A 19,398-nucleotide genomic window follows, 5' to 3' on the forward strand; every position below is an offset into this window, starting at 1 on the left:
TGCCATTTCTCTCGACTCCTATAATATTGGTTTTAGTTTATAGAAGTTTCAGCAAAATTCATTACACTCCCATATATTATTTATTAAAAAGATTATCCTCGAACAATGAATATTCACCTAGCTACTCCCAGAACCTCTTCGTCTTCGCATAGTTCCTCTCCGCGATCAGAATATCCCGATAAAACTCCTCCTCATCCTCCCTCATCTTCCGAATAACCCTCGAAGCAGTCTCAGGTCCAATCCCCCTCGACGCTAAGGCAATCGCTGCAGTCTTCCCCTGCGAGAGAACAAGATTGGCGTTGCGGTAAACCCGCGCCGTCCTTTTCCTCTCCTCTTCGGTCTTTTCTTTCTCAGGCTTCTTCACTATCTTTATCTCCTCTTCCTCCCAGGGCTTGAGCGCCGCGATAAGCCTGCTGTTGCACAACGGGCACTCAGGGCGCTCGGGCACACTCTTCACCAGCTTGCTTGACTTCCATTTCTTGCAGTTCACGCAGAACAGGATAACATGGTCATCCATTATCCTGTTCTTAAGCGCCATGATTATAGAACTATCAGCCCTCTCAGGCGCCATCAGCTCTCGCCCCCCCATGAAGCCAGCTTCGCCGATAGGGCTTGAGGGCTGGGTTATGAGTTTCAGGTGCCCACCCTGGATGGCGCCAAGGACTTCCCTTGCTCTCGTTATATCAAGCTTGTCATGGAATATCTCGCGCACAGCCTCGTCGTACATGGGCGTATGCTCAAAAACGTCAAGCAATTTCTTCATACTTATGCGCTCATAATCGATATCCCTGCTCAGGGCGCCGAACTTGCGCGCCACGTGCACCATTTTCCACTTAAGCAGTTGCGTGTTCTTAAGCGTCATCTCAATGATCGGCTCTACATGGTCGGGACTTGTTGTGAGAAGCAGTTCTCTCAATCTTTCCGCGCTGAACATCCTTGGAAGCTCAAGCTTTATCCTGTACGGGTCGATCTCCATAGCCACGCTTGCGCCGAACCTGGCTGCAAGCAGCGATGTTACTACCCGCCCGAGGGTCTCGTTCACCTTGTGCCCTCCGCATATGTTGAGCACAAGAGTCACCCCTTCCTGTTCGATAACCACTGTATCTTCGGTCGGTACAGTAAGACCAGCTTTAACCTGCTTCTTTATAAGTTCCAGTATCTCATTCGCTGCTTCGCTGTCAGCCGGGTATTCTTTTCTATAATCCTCAATGATTTTCCCTGCGCCCTCACCGGCTGCAAGCTTCCCCGCGATGTGCTTCCTGATACTTCCGACTTCTTGCGCCACCTCGTAGGGCACAGGTATCTCCTCGCCAACCCAGTTCGGTATCTCGCCCTGCGGGTCGCTGATAGGCTCCACCTTTATCATACTTTTTTCGGTTATTAATTCGACAATCCGCCACATCTCGCCCTTTGCAATGAATACTGCTCCCGGTCTTGCAAAATCCATAACGAACGCCTCATCCAGCGCGCCTACGGTCCTGCCGCTCACGATATCGAATATCTCAAAGCGCTTTTCATCAGGTATCATGGAGAGGTTCTCGAAAAAATACTGCAACGTCTGCCGTTTCCTTCTTATCCTGTCCTCCTCGACCCATATGAGCCTTGTATCGCCCAGTTGCTTTATTACCGCACGCAAGAGTTCGATCTTAAGGTCGCGGTAAGGATAGGCTCTTTTTACTATCGAATATATCCTGTCCATCGCAAGCTCCTTGAAATCAAGCGCCATGCCGCATATCTGGTTCGCAAGCGTATCTGTGCTGTTCTCGTGGATATCGATTGTCTCGATCTCGCCCGCCTTTGCTTTCCGTGTGATCGCAGAAGATTCCGCCGCATCATCCGCGCTTATCGTGATTATCGTCCCGCTTGATATCTCACCTACCCAGTGTCCTGACCTCCCGACTCTCTGTATCAGCCGCGTGACCTCCCTGGGAGACATGTACTGGATTACGTGCTCCACATCGCCTATATCGATACCAAGCTCCATGGATGACGTGCAGATAAGCCCCCGGAGTATGCCTGTTTTGAAACTGTTCTCAGCCTCTATACGCGCCTCTCTCGAAAGGCTTCCGTGATGGACTCCGATAGGGATATTGAGCATCCTGAACCTTGAGCCTAACATCTCTGCCGCTTCCCTTGTATTTACGAAAATAAGAGTGGACTTATGCTCTCCGACTATATCGGATATCACCCGCAGATGCGAAGCCGCTTCAGGCGTGCACATCAGTTTTTTTGATGATTCCACGTCCTTTGCGCCGGGCCGGGGACATATCACGCTGAAATCAAGCCGCTTGGTGAGCGAGACCTCAATTACACGGCAACTCCTCCCGGTTCCGGCAAGAAAACGCCCTATCTCATCCGGCATTCCGACAGTCGCGGAAAGACCTATCCTCTGGAACTCACCGCATACTTCCACAAGCCGCTCAAGCGCAATGGATAACTGCGCGCCCCTCTTTGATGAGGCAAGCTCATGCACCTCATCAATAACTACATGCGTAACCGTCTTCAGGTTGTTCCGCAGCCTTTTCCCTGTTAACAATAACTGCAATGTTTCCGGTGTCGTGACGAGAAAATCCGGCGGGTTTAGCGATTGTTTCTGGCGTTCGTATGTGGTCGTATCTCCGTGCCTCACCGCGACCTTGATATCAAGCTCTTCTCCCCACCATTCAAGGCGTGAGAGCATATCCCTGTTAAGCGCGCGAAGCGGGGTGATGTACAGGACTGATATCCCGCGCCTCTCTTCTTTTTCTTTCTGCATGATGCTGTTAAATACAGGGAGCACGGCTGATTCTGTCTTGCCTGAGCCGGTAGGTGCGATCAGCAGAACGTGTTCCCCTGCCAGTACTGCGGGAATGGTTTTTACCTGCGGCTCGGTGGGGGTCGTAAAACCCTGCTTCACAAGTGCGCCCTGAAGCCTGGTATTAAGTAAGCCGAAAACATTCATAAACACTGAAAAAGATGATTGCGGTATATATATTATTCTATCACATACGAACAATTCCAGGTCTTATTTTTGGTTGAGGAACATCTCCAGGTAGGACTCACGGACCGTCGATTCCCTGTTTATTCCCAGTTTATCAATAAACCTGAAAATGCTCTCTACTTTTTCTTCGTAATTCTTAGGGTCCCTGAGGGCTATCTCGACCTCTATAAAATCACCCAGACTTCGCACATTATCAAGGGATATGGAAAAATCCCCTATCCTGTATAGTTTTCGTTTCTTGACTATGGTCGCCACAGGTGAAAATCCCAGTGACAATAATATATCTCCCATGACATTCGCATCATTTATCTCCACTTCAAACTCTTTTCTCGTTTTTGATACATTGTCCATCTTAGGGCCTTTGTAGGTAAAAAAACACTTGCTATCCTGGGCTCTTATTCTCAGCGCTTCGTCTGTTATTTCAAAATCATAAGAAGATGAATTGTAATACGTATCTGCCTGGTTCTCTATCCCGATAGGGGTTGCGCCCAGAGCGATTATAGTTCTCTCGATATACTTTGGGTCTTCTACGCGCGCTTTTATTTCTACTTCTATCATTTATTACCTTTTTGTCGTACTCGTATATCAAATTGTTCATTTTTTTCGGAAGAGAGCTGACATACAAACCGAAAGTTAAGACGAGGGTTGCGCAAAAGTAAAGAAACATAGTTGATTAGCAAAGTAACAATACAAGTTTACCCTTAATGTATGGGAGTGTAACCTTTTTTCAGAGTTCCCGCTAAAAACTTTTCAGAATATAAACATTCCAATAAATATCTCTAAAAGCCCTTAATACAAAGAAATCAATAGCAGAAACTGCAATCGATGCTGTTCTCAAATATCTTAGTAGAGCTGCTGGAGCTCGCAATAACTTCGGTTTGCTCATGTCTCCCGTCCCCTTGATCTTTGTTCAGTATATTACTGGATTCTATAGATGTTTTATAGTATAAATGTGAGCAAACTTATGCGCAACCCTCCAGTTGTAATTGAGATGAGATAAAATGACAAGCTCTACAGAATTTTTGGATACAGGGTTAAAGAGCGACTTCTGACATGACCCGACTTTAACCTATTTGTGTATTTACTTTGTTGGTACAGTTAAGTTGTCGGCTCTTGACAGAACCTTAGATTACCGTTACGGATTAAGCCGCAGCCAGCCTTTTCTCAAGATCAGCCATCTTAATCTCTAAAGCTGTTATCTTTTCAATTACTGGGATGCGCTTCTCCAGGGAATCAAACTTTACGTTCATTTCTGTTCTAAGGCTGTCTATTTCTTTTCTTACGCTGGCGATTTCTGTCTTTGTCTCATTTCTCAGGCTGCCTATTTCTATTTTCATTTCGTTTCTGAGGCTGTCTATCCGTTCATTCGTTGAATCAATCCGGGTATTGATTGCCTTAAGTTCGCCTTTTATCTCATTGAGTTCAGGCATCAACACTTGTTTTATCCAGGATGGTATCTTTTCAGCAGGCATAAGCTATACTTGAGTACACGCTATTTCTATTTAACCTTAAGCTGTACGGAGTTGGAAGTAAACAGCTCTATTTCTACCTACGATTATGTCACAAACAACTTAATAAAATAAGAGAACATCTTTTTAAAAATAAGTATTCGTGTTTTTCAAATATACGTTAATAAAGGGTTCGGATTTTAACCAGCAGTCTCAATAAATTCATAGAAATCGTCCCAGTTGAGAATAGTCGAAACACATCCAGCCCTGTCCAGAACCAGACCGACGCCATAAAGGTTGAGCTTCTGGCACATCTCAAGCCCTGCTTTTATCTCCGTCATGCACCCTACACCCAGTATTGCCAGGGGTTTATGTTTTCGCACAAGCCTTCTTATAAAGCTTGAGCCGGGAACTATGAATACCATATAACCAAGCTTCTCAGCGCTTTTCTTCGCAGTTCCTATCTCGCAGCCGCCGCAGTTGATGCACTTTATGCCCTCAGGGCTCAGTTTTGAAGGGCAGTCTATGGCTCTCAGGCACTGTGGCAGGAATATCATCCTCCTGCTGACAGGCGTTCCCCTGAATTTTTTAAGGGATATCTTGTTCTTGAGTGCGATACCCACATTATCGACAATGGAATCATCCGCTCCCACCAGCCTGAATAAAGCCTTGACCAGGGTTTCAAGGATCGTTATCGAGAAAAGCATGAAATTAGGGAATATGAACCGCTCGGTCTTAAAGGAATATGCAATTAACAATGAACCCAGTATTGCAATTATGAACAGGATTATTGCAGCATATACTACGGACTGACCGATTACAGCGAATAATGGACCCGGATCGATTTGCATTTATTCCTATAACTATACGTTGAGAATTATATAAGTTTACCTGCCCAAAGATTCTCTTATCCGGGAACAGATATCCTGCGCTTCATCATTGACAGGGATTATCTCGATATCCTCTGCACCTGAAGCGCCAATGCCAAGTTCTGCCGCCCGGGCTATCTGCTCCTGTTCAAACACGTTTCCTTTTGAAACATCGCCCGTGGTGCCGTAAATCCGGAGGACTGCCACGCCCACAGCATCTATTGCTACCCGGTCGTTGCCGGCTATGATGATCCCCGGCTCTATCAGCGTTCCCGCTTCCGGTCCCCCTTTTGAGAAGCCCTGTATCCCATCCATAATTACGAACCCGGGTTTATACGCAGTGTTGATCTCGGCTATCATCTGCCTCTGGTACCTGGAGGAATGCAGTTCGGACATATAGCCGTAACCATCATCCGGACCATACGCTGCAACCATGCCGACGCTGTTCTTTAAGGACATGGTAAAATTGCCGCCGAACCTGTGGGTCTTAAGACAGCATGTCTGCACTACAGCATCCGCTTCTTTGAAAAGCTTCGGGAACAGGAAACCCCTCTTCCAGCGGCTTTTGTCGGGGGCTTCGCCTATCCATTCGCTGCCCTTTAGCTCATCAAGTATTACCACATCAAATCCCCGCTCCTTCGCAAGTTCCATGACCCCCATCGCTTCAAGCACTTCTTTTGTATCCCCCATGCCGCTCCTCTCTGCCATTACCACGCGCGCTCCTCTCCCTTTGAGTTCATCCACGATTGCTGATAACGTATCTATATGCGTAGAAGCCGGGAAAGGGTCTGCGCTGTTGTAATTGGCTTTGACCGCAGCCTTTTTTCCAGACAGGTTTTCAGATCCGAAATGCTCAAACAGCTCTTTTACTCCCCTTTTCCTGTCACCGGTTTTAATTACATATACTTTCGATTTTATGGCACTTTCCACAGGTGATTCCCCCCTTGCTGCTTCCTTTTCACCGATTTCCTTTTTGTAAAGGCAGCCTGATACGGCAGAAAGGAACAATGCAGCTAACCATCCCAGAAGTTCTCTTCTTGATACCATAATCAATAGTGTAATCCTTCTTATATTAAATTTGCTTCACCAGGCTAATTAAGAAAGATATATAAAAATTAATTTTTATGACCGGAAATTATATATACTAAGCAGTTATTATTATCATAATCATAAGGTATTGGATAAAACCTACTATGACCGAAACTGGATGTAAAGAACGAAAGTGTCCCTGCAGGATGTGGGTTAATTGTTCAAATTACGTGGACCTGCAGAAACAGGCATGGAGGCTGAAAAATAAGGAATATGATTTCGATGAATGGTATCGGATCAATTTCCGGGCTGAGATAAAAATGGGAGATGTGGCGGTGAACGGGTAGCCGGGTGGAAAAAACTCATCTGCTTTTCTGTTTTTTCATTATTGTTAGAACTTCTTCATATCTACGATCTTAAAGAAACGATTTAATAATTTCGGATCACCCAATTCCAGTTCTTGCAAATTTCCCTTGTCATCTTTATAAGTGACTTTTTGATTCAGGAATTCTCTTGAACGCTGGTTAACACTAGATTTCAGAGGCCATAAATTTGGAAAATCATCAAAGCCTTCGAACTGTAAATCTTTTACGTGGTCTACATCTTCACCACGGGCACTCATATCGTAGCCATGAGCTTTTAATAGCGCACGGAATGCCGGCTGGTTTTCTCCAATACGTGCTGAAGGTACTCTCTTCCAGACGGTTTTATTTACGACAGGTATAAATTGCGGATAGACACCGACCTCAATTTTTTGACCAATAATATATCTGCGAAGAGCAGCGCCACCTGGTATTCCTATTAAAGCGTCCATATTGGGTATCTCAAACTCTTTTGTTTTACCAAAACGTATAACCTCATCACCCATCTTACCTCTCAAGACAATAGCATTTGGATATTCTTCTACTGGTTTGTACCAGATCATCGGTATCGGATCATCCCGAGTTTTTCCAGTTGGTGCCTTAGCTGTACTGGAAACAGAGCTGACAGTGCCATGCGGGTTCATCTCGCCTTCTATAACCCATGGCGTCACTTTTGTATCCAGCGATAATTTCTTGAACCCGAAATCAGTAGTCCACTTAGGTAATTGTGCCTTGATTTTTTCTTCAGAGGCACCCTCTTTCTCCAGTTTGGCTACAGCCGCCTTAACACCCTTGACACCGTTATCCCATCGTTCTTCAGGCGTTTCAGCCTTCTGTGGCTTTCCTTCCTTACCCTTCCCCAGCAGCCCCTTAACCTTGCCCACAATGAAATTCACAAGCTTGCTGAGCGCCGTCTCGACCTTACCCTGTATGGTCTTGATGATGTCCTTTATCTTCTGGCTTATGCCGCCCAGGCCGATCAGGCTCGCCAGGAAACCGATGATAACAGGTATCGTGCGCGCCATGGTCTTTTCGACATAACTGGCAGCAGCTTCGACCTTGCCCGCGGCTATATTGGCGACCGACTCGAACACGGCATTAGCCAGTTCAGCTATCTGCTGGAAGCGCTCTATGAAGAACTTGATAGTGTCATAGACCATTATGATCGCCTGGATGACAGCACCGACAGGGTTGAACATGGATGCAATCCTGGTGATGGCTTTCTTGACAATCGTTGTCACAACCCAGTCGCGGATACCCCCCAGCACCATCTCCTTCAGGTCACCAAGGAATTCCACGAGCTTTTCCCACGCTGCACCAAGCCCTTTTGTGACAAGAGTCGCGAGGAACTCAAACGTTTTCTCAAGATACGCTACCGGTTTTTCACCGATTGCCTTGACAAGCAGCCCGCGAAGCCTGTCATAGGTCAGGGCTAATATTTGCAATACAAGAGAGAGAATACCCATGAGGTCAAATTTCTGAGGCAGTCTCAAACCCGCTCCGGCAAGGGCGCCGAACAGCCATTTCATTAACCCCTCCTTGAGATGGACAAGGATATTCGCTGAGAACTTGTCAAACCCTTTCCGGACAGCCTGGATAAGATTGCCTACGAAACCAATCGGGTCGTGGATAATAGTAGAAAGAACATTGCCTGCTTTTCTCACGATTTCAAGAACTTTTGTCCCTAACGGTCCTGCCAGCTTAAGAACGCCTTCGAATATGAACTCGGCAATCTTCTTTCCCACGGCTACGGCAAAATTCTTGATACGTTCAAGAGGCGGACCGAAAATGGCCTTAATTTTCTCAATAGCTTTACCGGGACTAAAGATATCTGTAGCAGAGAGCGCATCCCATGCCTGCCTGAAAAGCGACTTAATATAATCCCATGTGAGATTGAGCTTTGCTATCTGGTCATTTAACCAGGCAAAAGCCTGCTCTATAGCCCCGGATTTTTGCAGGTTCTGGAATATCGCCTCACCGCCCGGTACCAGACCCAGGAAACCGCGGATCAGGTTAATCGCATTGCGCTCCACAGGCTTATCTGTGACAGGGTTCTTTCCCAGGATGACTGTAAGCAGGTGGAACCCGGGGATATTCTCAACCCACTGCGCAGCCTTTTCAAGCAGCTTCTCTTTTGGGTCTCCTATATAATCTAGCAGCCCTCGCTGGATTACCTGTGGTGCCGGGGTCACTGCTACAGGCAGCCTCTGGATAGCAGCGCCCTGTTGCAGCACGTGAGTCGTCTCATGGGCCATCAGGCGCAGGTCGGTCTGTGATTCTCCTCTCCCAAGCCAGATATGCTCGCGGTACGTGAACGCGCGGGCATTGAGCGCGCCTGCAGCCGCATGGGAAGCGCTGTCATTATGTACTCTCACATTGCTCAGGTCAGCACCAGTGTAAGATTCAATGGAACCGCGCGTCGATGTATTCAGCGGGTCACCTGAGCCAGGGTTAAGAATATAACTGTCATTGACCGGTATAATTGAAGTTCCTGAAGCCGGTTCGGTTTTACGCCGGATCTCATTCATTCCCTCATCCGGTAAGGAGCATGCACCTGTTATCCTGGCTGTGGATCCGGCATGCTGCGAAGGAGTTCTTTTGAATGCAACTACCTGCTGCGCTACCCTGTCCGCCTCTTCCTCGTATTTATCTCCCGGCGGTCCGGCCCTGAGCTTTGCCTGCAAAGCACCTGACCTGATTAGCCTCTGTACAGCCTGGTTGCCAGCAGTTCTCTGGAGGTACATGATACGGTCAACTGGAGAACTTACCGATTGAAAGTGCTCCACCCTACGTACTTGAGGCGGACTTCTTTTTTTGTTTCAGGTTTTTTTGCAGCTAATGCTCTATCGGCCATCTGTGTTCTCCATATAAAAATATAACTTGATATCGCATCAAAAATTAACAGCGAACTAATACGAACTCATACTAACTCAGGCGTTGTGAGTTTGTATTGAGTTCACTGTAAATCCGTTGTTAACATCCATTTCGTTGCTAAGCCAGACTCCGGGGTTAATTAATCATATTACAATAAATCAGCATTGTACTCACAGAAAAACTATTATTCCCCGAGCATAAGGCGAGTTTTACTGCTTTCTTTTGACACATAGACGAACAGTTCATCACCAGGTGGCCGTGGGGGCTTACCCTCAAAGGAGACAGACCATTCCGTCCCGGCATCTTCAGCCGTTATGTTGTAACGCGAGGGATCCCTGCCGCTATCCCTTACTGCTTCCACTGCAAGCTTGATAGCCTGCTGTTTTTCGATAGGGGTCCTTTGTCGCATATCTATCCTGTTCTAGATAAATTACCAAACTCTAACAGTATTTCTTCACCATCTGCTCTGCGAACGTCACGTGCGGCTGTACGTAGTCCTTGCATGCCTGATTAGCACAGGCTTTGAGTTTCTCTTTGCGGCATTTTTCACCGACCTTCCATGCTGCACATTCGGATTTCTTCAGAAAGTCCTCGTACTTCCCTTTTCCCGGCGGGTCATAAGTGGGGAGATCTCCCTTTTTCTGACTTTGCAGATTTTAGCACCGTAGCGGGTGTACCAGTCTTTTCTATGCCGGCTCTCATGCTTACGCGTACATTCCTGGACGCCGTGCTTATAGCTTGTTGCCTCATGTATCTCAAGACTGCCGCTACCATTGCAAATGATCGTATTTTTTGTGGTATACCAGTTCCCTGTCACCCATCCCTCCTCTGCTGGACGTTCGGGGACGGAAGCTTCATCCTTATATGTTTTATTACTTGTCTCATGAGGCGACATATGTTCGTCATCCATGTTCCTCCCGCATGCGCACTCAAAGGGAGGAGACTGGTTCATTCCATCCTCAGACTTATCCGTCTGCTGTTCCAGCGCATACCATACTCTGGCAGCTTCTTGCACGTGTATATCTTTAGGCTCGCTGGCAATAAGATTGGCATGCATTGCTCCTGAACCGATCAGCCTTTGCATAGCCCGGTTGCCGATAGCTCGTTGAAGGGAGAGGATGTGCCCGGCTGGAGAATTTACAGTTCGTGCAGTATTGCTCCTTTGTTTGCCGGAGATGGATTTCTTTTTCTCTTCCTCCTGTATTTTTAAATAAAGCCTGGAAGATTCACACAAATTTTATCGCCTCTTTATTTTTTGTTTCACCTGTTCTTTCTCCCGTAATCAAGCCATACTTTCCATTTATCATTATCCTTACAATCAAATCCCCGGCAGGGGACGGTTATCATATACCGTGCAACTGTAAGTCTCCGGGGATTCCGGAACCTTCATTCTGTTACTGGCTCTGATTTAGGAATTTCTTCGAGCCGTCCGATACCATCCTGTGCGGAATGATCCTCTTTTGCCAGTTCTTCTTCCAGGACCTGTATCGCCCCGCTGATGCGAAGCAGGGTATTCCTCAGGTTCATCTGTTTTACCTCAAGGTCTGCCAGCGCCTTCTGACCTGATTCGAATTCTGCTCTGAGTTCCTGAAGTCTTTTTTTGTAATTGTTCTTTCAAATAAATCCCTTCTTTTTTTATTTAGCAAAACCTATTGACTCTTGTAATGTCAAAATCATTTTCTGCTGCTCTTTCACGACCCTTGTTAATACAGCTATGATTGCCATTGGGCTGATACCTTTTCTATCTGCTGTCGCTACATTCCTTGAAACATCCTCTGCAATAAAACCGAGGTGTAATTCTCCTCGTGTATCTCCTTTATACTGGAATCTGAGAGGGTTCAGATTCTCTAATGTCTCAAATGCTTCTTTACCGGATAATTCGGAGAAGTTCTCCTTCATTTCCCGCGATGAGATATTCACAAAATTCTTAATACGTACTGAGGTATTGCTAATGTTATTTATGTACAGGTCTTCATTCAGTGATTCGATATCGAAAGCGGACCCGTCTGCCCTCATATCGAGATAGTGTCCGTTTCCTTTCTGCAGACGGATACGGTTGCCAACAACGTGAACTTTTACCAGTGGGTTCGTAATTCCTATGCCGACGTTGCCTGTACCTTCTATGACCAGTTTCGCTGAGTTGTTGGTATATAGAGAAAGGGAATTATTTGATTTTGTTCCAACGCGAAATGTACTGGTTTGCTCAAGACCGGTGTTTTCCAAAAATGCTCCGATACTTGTTCCAGAGTAGAAATGAATCTGACTTAATCCTCCGGATTCTTCAACACGTATCTTTCCTTTTACATGCAATAAATCTAATGGATTTTCCGTCCCGATGCCGACGTTACCCGCAGCATTCCAGTAGAGGGCTATTTTTTGTCCGCCGCATGCCGTTCCTAACGCACCGCCGCTACAGCCAAAGACCGCAGGGCCATCTATATTTGCAGTTGCAAAAAGTTTACCTGCACCATACCATCCGATTCCATGATTGTTGTCTGCGCCTCCTCTCAGCCAGATAGTATTGTCATTTACCCTGATGCTGCCTTCAACGTCCAGTTTATCGCCAGGTGAATTTGTTCCTATGCCAACGTTGCCTGATTTATCAATTACAAGCCTGTAACCGATATCATCTGCTATGCTAAAGCCGCTTTCAGGGGTGGATGTGCCTGTTGCGCCTGCCCTTAAATACCAGTTCGCGCCCCCCGGGGCTGCATTTGAAATCCCGATTGCTGCGCCCATACCATGTGCGCTTGATTCCTGTCCGCTGATAGAAAGTTTTTGAGGCGGGTTTATCGTCCCGATGCCGACGTTGCCGCTAACACGCTTTATGACCATAGCCACGGTCCCGCCCCCCGGATTCAATTCGGCATCATTATGCGTTCCTCCGACATACCAGGCGAAATTGCCTGTAGAACGGTAGTACTGTGTCCAGGTCTGCACACCTATGCCACACCCGTTACCGAGATTAAGCATCTGTCGCAGGTCGGCACCGAAATCCAGGAAAGTATCAAGACCGAGTATCCTAAGATGCCCTGTCCCGATTATGACATTGCCAGTCGCATCAATGCGTAGTCGTTCCATGCCGTTCGTATAAAGCGTCGTGATGCCGTGGGTAAAGGCACCGGCCAATTTTACATCCTGCCCGATGCGTAATTCGCCTGCTGTTGCCCCTACAGCGCCGGGGGCGTACTTGACCTTCACCTGCTTATCAGGGTCAAAGGCCGTGCCTATAACAAGCGCAGATGATAGCTGACCCGTTGCCTCAAGCCATAGTTCGGGTGCTGCATTGTTGTTATGCAAGCTAATCTTGTTCGTGTATCCGAGAACAAGGCTCTTATTATCGGACAACTGGACGTTACCGCCCACTCCCAGCTTATCCCCGATACTTAGCTCTCCTGAGAAACCGGTTATCTGCGAATTGATCTGGATACCTTTATTTACACCTGTCAGCTTCCCCTCTATAGAAGCAAAGCCGGAAGTAACCCCATCTATAGCCAGGATGATCTTCTCAGCCTGCAGTGACTTACCCGAAAATCCTGCATACTTACGAAGAGACCCGCCGCCTTCTTCATAGTCGATCTTATCCACAGTTACTGTTCCGTTTACACTTATCAGGGATACCTTTCCAAGAAGGACATTCTCATCTTCATTTATCTTGCTTCTATCCGTCCCCGACACCGGCTTCCCCTCCTCAAGCCAGTGTATATTCTTGGAATCCTCAGAATTCTTTGGAGCAGCTTCTCTTGAGTAGGAAATATAGATATACACTGTCTTACCTGCGCCATAGCTTGAGAGGCTTACATCAGTATCGTCAGTAAGGATTATCTCCTTGCTTACCTCTTCCCCGTCCTCCTCTACTTTATTGAGCGCCATCCCCTGAGTAATAGTAACATCCGCCGGATTGGCGCCGGGTTTTTTGGATTTCAGGATTTCCAGACCCCAGACAATGCCCGAGCTGTGGAGATACCGGTTATGAATACGGCGCATCCGGGTATGGTAATTCTGTTCCAGGATGAACTCTTCAGCCTTCATGAAGAGACCATCAAAATAGCGTATACTTCTGACTTCGTTTCCCATTTTTTATCCTCCTATCTTATTTTTGCCTCGTAATCAGTCCGCCCAGCAGGGTATCGACACCCACGGTTGAGTGGGTTCCTATCTCCAGGGTAGGAACCTGAATTATAAGGTCGTAATCAGTATGTGCCGGTTTTTCCATTTCTATAACATCACGGATAGCCTGCTCCTCCTTCTCCAGTATATCAGGGTCAGGTATGGGCAGGGTCATATTGACCTGGAAGTAATAGGGGCGTCCCTCTCCGACTATGGAATCCTCACCAACAGTCGAAGTAACCCCGACCTGGAACGGTTCTAAGAACTCGTAAACAGAGGTATCCTTGCCCGCATATATCTGGAGGTACCTTTCCAGTCCTTCTTTTGTCCCGCGTATTTTGTATATCGGGATTATCCTTGCTATAACTTCCCTCTTTTTCTCAAGGTCCCAGTCATCTTTTAGAACCAGTGACATCCAGCCCGCCATCCAGGTAAGGAACTCATCCATATCAACACTGAAATAGCTATTGAAAACCTCTCTTTTTTTATCGGTTATACGCAGCAGGAAATCGGTATCTTCCCCGGTTTGCAGGAATGAGAACCCGGGATAAAAGATATCGCTGATAATATCAAGTACCTCACCGGGGCTTTTTTTCCCATTTAATTCGCTGTTCTTAACCCCGGTCAGCATTGCTTCGAATACGCTCAGATAGCCCTCTATAAATGGTGCTTCTCCATCCTTTCCTCCCTCCTGATATATCGAAGGAAGATGCCTCATGTATTTACTTCTGGTTTTCAAGTTCCCTTATCCTTTTTAACTTCAACAGTAAGTTCTTTTAGGTCTATAAGTCCGTCAATTTCAATAGAATTTTTATTATTTTTAAAATCTACATATTTTGCCCTTTCAACGCCACCGGTCTCCTCAATGATATGGTCTATTTCAAAAACTGTCAGCGTTCTTTTGTATGCCCATCCTTCATTATCAGCCCCACCTGTTATCGGGTCAAGATATTTCCGGATATTTGTTTCAACATTTTTTGCTACTGTGAGGGGATTGGCATGAAGTGAGCAGACGATGCCTGCATTTATCCTGACTTCCGTATACTCAGGCGCCTTGACCTGGACCCTGGTTCCTATGAGCCTCCTTGGATACAGGTATCCGGCTACCTTTTTTACAAGTTCGTCGTATTTGTCCCGATTGCTGGATACGATTATGACCTCTACTTTATCAGGGTGCTCAAAAACGATGACCCTTTCGACCTTTGCCCCTGAAGCATCCTCCGTAGCTTCCATTGAAAGTGCGCGGAAATCGTCTTTAGTTATAGCCCTGTAGTGCGAATCCAGGAAATCCCGGACATGAGCTTTTATTTCAGGGATGCTCTTCTTGCTTCCGCTCTCGATTTCATTCAGGAACTTAAGAAGCTTTATTCTGGCCCTGTCGGAGTCGGGTTTATTTTCAAGATCATGCAGGACATCCTCAACTTCAGCACCTGACGTGCCTGCCACCAGCCTTAAGAAATTGATATACGATTCCCCGGGCATCCGGTCTATCCTGTAAAGCGTCATCTCCGCGATCCAGGAAAGAAGTTCAAGAACCGTAATGCCGGGGTCTGAGGGATTATGATTGGTCCACCTGTCTGTGTAATTGGGGATGGAGGCAAGCATTTCATCCACTATATCCTCGTATGTCTTTCCGGCAAGGTCAGGAAGTTGTATCGGCATTTTATCACCCTGTATCCACGTTTATAGTTCCTGCACAGGGCAATGTATTCTCCCCGAGGGTAACGTATCCAACGCCTCTGGCATCACCACTGGCAGCCTGTTCTGACCTGTATACGCCAAGCTTACCGTTTTCTTCCCTGATTTGCAGGTTGTATGTTCTTTTGTCACTGGTTTTCAGGAGCGCTGTTCCCTTATCCGCATCAAGCGTGATATCTACAGATTTCTCTGCAATAAGTACATGGATATTCGTGTCCTGGTCGGTCTTGGTTATTTTTGCTGTATCCACAAGGTTAAAACCCAGTTCATCTTTAAGAAAAGCTAAAAGTTTACCGCTATCGCTTCCGGGGACATCTTCCCAGCTGAATAAATACTTTTCCAGTTTGATATCGGTTATATAATCGATACCTTCAAGGCTTTCAACAACAGCAGCCACTTCAGAAATAAATATCCCATCCCCGAAGTCCCATCCTTCACCATGCTGCCCGCCTTTTAAGGGATGCAGGAATGTCCTGAGTTCCTCCGTTATCCTCTCCCTGGCGTTAACGCTTTCGACAAACGGCTTAAGTGTAGCTGTCAAATATACGTCTATCTTTTCGTACCTGGGTCCTGTCACCTCTATCCTGTCGTTGCTGCGGATAGTTACAAGAGCTCTCTCTTTGAGATACTTTTCAACCGTATCTATCATGCCGGATTCAGGCAGAGGTGTTTCTTCATCACGGTCCGGCACTATTATAATGTATATCTTTCCACCGGGATTCGGAATGCATTTCGCTTTTACAACATCCTGTGAAGCTTCAAGCGCAAGCCATTCAAAATCTTCCCTGGTGACGGCGGATCCCCTGTTCTTAAGCGCATGGGGGCCCCGGGTGATGGCTTTTTCAAGGTTCTCCTGGTCTTTTCCCCCGGATGAAGAAATATGATTGGTCACACTCTCGATATTTGAGATTTTTCTTTTTAGCGATGTAACAGCACCCGGCTCCTGGTTTCCTTTTGAGCCGCCGCCGCTTTTATATTCCCTCGCTACTACGTTGTTCGTTCCCCTCGGCGGGAGCATCCCCCTTTTGCCATCCCCGAAAAATATCTTCCCGTTAAGACGGTCAAGGGTATAATGCCTGCCTGCCGGGCCTGAAAGGGCAAAGTCCCTGGTCTCATTCCAGCTTATCCATATCTCTTTTATCTCCCCTGTTTTTTCATCTTTTACCAGCCGCAGGGGGTTCACGCCGGTCTCCGATTCCAGTGCTTTTATCTCGCTATCGGGCGGAATCCCGGCTTCTTTTATTTCGATAACCTCTCCCTCAAGCACGGGTTTTTTTGAAAAGGACAGCAAAAGACCGGGTTTTCCGGTCCCTGACCCGAGAATTTCATCTTTCACCGTGCTGCTGTTCACAGCCCATACTGTATTCGGGGAAATGCCTTTCAGTTCAGGGAGAGAGAGTGCCTGCTCATTTTTGGGAGATATCCTGAGCCAGCACAGGTTTTTCCCGAATTCGGCTGTGTTTGTTATGTCAGAAGGGATATGGAGGAATACTATCCCCCCGGTAGTGAATGAGTTTGTTTCGTCTTCAACCCTGAACTCCTTCCACTGTGCATTGCTAAAAAAGTATTCCCATTTCAAGCCTGCGCTGAAGAGCTTCTCTTTAACAGCGAAATAAACTGAGATCGATGCTCCTGCTATTTTTTTATTATATTCAAAACCAAGGTAAAGAGCAGGTCTTTTATCCTGAGGCGGCTCATAAGGCTTGAATTTCTTATCTTTTTCCATATTCACGATTTTATAGTGGAAATTGTTGTAAGTCTTAATCTCCTGGACAGGTTTATTTTGATAATCGTACTGGATGGCAATAGATTCCATGAACGGGGATTTAAGATTAGATGGAGTATATTCACCCCAGGTATATTTCGTTTCTTCCAGCTTCTTTTTAATTGCATTTTTCTGCTGCTCAGTAAGCGCCGCTTCAGCCGGTAAAATCTTAATAACATCATCTATGGATTTTACCCCGAACGTACTGGATTTTCCATAATCACCCGAAACAATCTTCACCCTGATCCATCTATTTGATTGCCCGTTAATCGCTGTGGATATAATGAGAGGACAGGTGAACGAAACCGCTGTATTAGTCGAATCTGTGAACGCTTTTGTACTGTCCGTGAAATCCGCCGCTTTATTTCCGACAAACGTACTGCCTGCCCCATCTGAAATGCCCAGAAGCGCCCATTGTTTTCCATCCCAGAATTCCCAGTTAAGCGTCACACTGGTAGGACTATTGTCTTTAAGCTTGATGTTTAATGTTACGGTAGCGTCTTTTTTTGAAAAAGCTTCTTCTGAGCCAATGTACAGCGTATCCCCTGCCCCGGGGATTTCCCCGAACGGGTAAAACCCTTTCTTCACATCTACCGGGGTATCGTTAGAGAACGCCTGCTCAGGCAGGATATCGCTTACTGTCAGGTCTGCTGTTATTGCGGAAATCTCAGGCAGTTTCACCGAATCAACTACTTTCGTATCACCTGCCGGACGCACGGACAGCCAGAAACTATCGGTATCATCGACTGTGGAGCGCTTTATCACCGGTATCGCTGTGAGGGGTATTTCCAGTTGAGTACCGCTGGTCGATGTTATCTGTCCGTGAGAAATCCCGCCGTTTGACCAGTGGTCAAAATATTCCCCGGACAGGTTCCCTCCTTTGAACCGGATCTTAAGATATTTTACAGGTCTTCTTATATCAAAAAGCATTTCGTCGCCAAGGTATAGAACATGGTCTATACTTTTTTCCACACCTCCTCCAAATACTGAGAATTTATCTGTCGTAGCCGAGGCGTTTGAATGGTCTGTGTACGTATCGTCTGCCGGGTTGATCGAATAAACCGCGCTCAGTTTTGCAGGCATGACCCGCAGATCCTGCTCAGTCTCAAAAACGACTTCAGGGTCTTTGGACGAAGCCACCGAAGTACCGGAAGGAACTTCGGCTCCCGATGCTCCTTCCGCAAGATAGAATGTTAACGGGACATGTGCCGACCTGGCAGCAAGAAGGTCTATCCCCATAAAGTCAAGGAAAGCTATGCGGTGCTTATCGGGTATCTTATTAAGCTGGGTCACCAGGTGCTCAGACATCTTTGAGAATAGTTTGAATATTACAAGTCCCGGGTCATCAGGATCAAAATGACCCGGCTTCCAATCCTTATCTGCCCATTCCGGGCAGTAATGTTTCGCAAGTTCAAGCGCCTGGTTATAGATATCCGCGGATGTCCTGTTGTCCAGCCTGGGAGTTTTGGTTTCCATCTATCTTCTCTCCAGATAAAAGGGATACACAAGGTTATACCGTGTGTTCGAAGAAATCACGTTGTACTCAATGCTTATCACAAGCTTGTTCCTCTCCTCATCGTCCGCATTCGCATCGACCCTGATAAGTTCTATGCGCGGCTCCCACTTTTTTAACGCCTCCTCGACATAGAATATCGCACGGGAAGCCGTGGATGTATCGTTACCGGAAAAAACAAGTTCCGAAAGCCCGCATCCGAAATCAGGTCTCATGACGCGCTCTCCCCTGGCAGTGCCGAGGATTATCATTATCGATTCCCTGATGGAATCCTCGTACTCTGACCAGGCTATCTTCCCTTCTTTGACCTGTAACGGAAATCTTACTCCGACGCCGAGAAAATCCTTTTCCATATTATCACCCTATTAGCACTGTGCCGGCAGCCACTACTGTCCCGGCAGGAAGGTCTGAGGGATCGTTGCATGTCGTTGCCGTATCCCCGTTCCTGGCAGCCATCTTCCCGTTTATCTTCACGGTAGCGCTCCCAATTTTGATCGCCGCCTTATTCGAAGGAGGGCTCTGGAATGGCCCGCCCTGCGGGATATGAGAAGGCGTATTGGTTGCCGTCGAATCAACGGTCGCGGCTGGTGAGCCCATTATCTTTACATCCTGGCTGAGTGCGCCGTCGATAATTCCTGTAAAAGGATGAGGAAGAGGGGTGGGCACAGAACCGCTCGGTGACGGTATCATCACTATATGCGTATCCGTTGCCATGACCTGGTCTCCCTGTTTGGCTGCCGGCATTCCCAT

16 protein-coding genes are annotated in these 19,398 nt (G+C 46.8%); 1 reads left to right on the plus strand and 15 read right to left on the minus strand.

What is annotated here, in order from left to right; translation table 11 throughout:
- Window positions 1-121: 121 nt before the first annotated feature.
- The 5 genes from MNV_RS14040 to MNV_RS14060 form a co-directional block, all read right to left on the minus strand.
- Window positions 122-2,941, minus strand: coding sequence for a DEAD/DEAH box helicase (locus tag MNV_RS14040; RefSeq protein ID WP_096206582.1), 2,820 nt, complete (start codon window positions 2,939-2,941; stop codon window positions 122-124).
- Window positions 2,942-3,004: 63 nt separating this feature from the next.
- Entirely contained in the window at window positions 3,005-3,538 is a 534-nt protein-coding gene (gene cyaB, locus MNV_RS14045; protein ID WP_096206583.1) for a class IV adenylate cyclase, read from the minus strand.
- Window positions 3,539-4,122: 584 nt separating this feature from the next.
- Window positions 4,123-4,452 (minus strand): coiled-coil domain-containing protein, encoded by a 330-nt coding sequence (locus tag MNV_RS14050; RefSeq protein ID WP_096206584.1) that lies wholly within the window; start codon window positions 4,450-4,452, stop codon window positions 4,123-4,125.
- Window positions 4,453-4,628: 176 nt separating this feature from the next.
- On the minus strand, window positions 4,629-5,279 hold the full coding sequence (locus MNV_RS14055) for a DUF116 domain-containing protein (RefSeq protein WP_257000073.1): 651 nt from the start codon (window positions 5,277-5,279) through the stop codon (window positions 4,629-4,631).
- Between the two features lie 36 nt (window positions 5,280-5,315).
- Entirely contained in the window at window positions 5,316-6,344 is a 1,029-nt protein-coding gene (locus MNV_RS14060) for a DUF362 domain-containing protein (protein ID WP_096206585.1), read from the minus strand.
- 188 nt (window positions 6,345-6,532) lie between these two features.
- Between MNV_RS14060 and MNV_RS19090 the strand changes: the two genes are divergently transcribed.
- On the plus strand, window positions 6,533-6,673 hold the full coding sequence (locus tag MNV_RS19090; protein WP_179293998.1) for a hypothetical protein: 141 nt from the start codon (window positions 6,533-6,535) through the stop codon (window positions 6,671-6,673).
- 44 nt (window positions 6,674-6,717) lie between these two features.
- On the opposite strand, the gene MNV_RS14065 is transcribed toward MNV_RS19090, so the two are convergent.
- The 10 genes from MNV_RS14065 to MNV_RS14110 form a co-directional block, all read right to left on the minus strand.
- The gene (locus MNV_RS14065; RefSeq protein WP_096206586.1) at window positions 6,718-9,432 is read right to left on the minus strand and encodes an eCIS core domain-containing protein; all 2,715 of its coding nucleotides are present in this window, start codon (window positions 9,430-9,432) and stop codon (window positions 6,718-6,720) included.
- Window positions 9,433-9,746: 314 nt separating this feature from the next.
- Window positions 9,747-9,971 carry a hypothetical protein gene (locus tag MNV_RS14070; protein WP_096206587.1) on the minus strand — a complete coding sequence of 75 codons (225 nt, stop codon included), beginning with the start codon at window positions 9,969-9,971 and terminating at the stop codon, window positions 9,747-9,749.
- A gap of 171 nt (window positions 9,972-10,142) precedes the next feature.
- Window positions 10,143-10,796 (minus strand): hypothetical protein, encoded by a 654-nt coding sequence (locus MNV_RS14075; protein WP_096206588.1) that lies wholly within the window; start codon window positions 10,794-10,796, stop codon window positions 10,143-10,145.
- A 152-nt stretch (window positions 10,797-10,948) separates the two neighbouring features.
- Window positions 10,949-11,089: a hypothetical protein gene (locus MNV_RS14080; RefSeq protein WP_218838033.1), complete on the minus strand. Its 141-nt coding sequence runs from the start codon at window positions 11,087-11,089 to the stop codon at window positions 10,949-10,951.
- Window positions 11,090-11,197: 108 nt separating this feature from the next.
- Complete coding sequence (locus MNV_RS14085; protein ID WP_096206589.1) at window positions 11,198-13,639, minus strand: tail fiber domain-containing protein; 2,442 nt, start codon at window positions 13,637-13,639, stop codon at window positions 11,198-11,200.
- 16 nt (window positions 13,640-13,655) lie between these two features.
- Window positions 13,656-14,411, minus strand: a complete 756-nt coding sequence (locus MNV_RS14090; protein WP_096206590.1) for a phage tail protein — start codon at window positions 14,409-14,411, stop codon at window positions 13,656-13,658.
- Window positions 14,408-15,334 carry a baseplate J/gp47 family protein gene (locus tag MNV_RS14095; protein WP_096206591.1) on the minus strand — a complete coding sequence of 309 codons (927 nt, stop codon included), beginning with the start codon at window positions 15,332-15,334 and terminating at the stop codon, window positions 14,408-14,410. The genes MNV_RS14090 and MNV_RS14095 overlap by 4 nt, the downstream gene beginning before the upstream one ends.
- A gap of 4 nt (window positions 15,335-15,338) precedes the next feature.
- Window positions 15,339-18,611 carry a putative baseplate assembly protein gene (locus MNV_RS14100; RefSeq protein WP_096206592.1) on the minus strand — a complete coding sequence of 1,091 codons (3,273 nt, stop codon included), beginning with the start codon at window positions 18,609-18,611 and terminating at the stop codon, window positions 15,339-15,341.
- Window positions 18,612-19,001: a GPW/gp25 family protein gene (locus MNV_RS14105; RefSeq protein ID WP_096206593.1), complete on the minus strand. Its 390-nt coding sequence runs from the start codon at window positions 18,999-19,001 to the stop codon at window positions 18,612-18,614.
- 4 nt (window positions 19,002-19,005) lie between these two features.
- Complete coding sequence (locus MNV_RS14110; RefSeq protein WP_096206594.1) at window positions 19,006-19,398, minus strand: PAAR domain-containing protein; 393 nt, start codon at window positions 19,396-19,398, stop codon at window positions 19,006-19,008.

Source organism: Candidatus Methanoperedens nitratireducens, from assembly GCF_900196725.1.
In the GTDB taxonomy this organism is placed as follows: domain Archaea; phylum Halobacteriota; class Methanosarcinia; order Methanosarcinales; family Methanoperedenaceae; genus Methanoperedens; species Methanoperedens nitroreducens_A.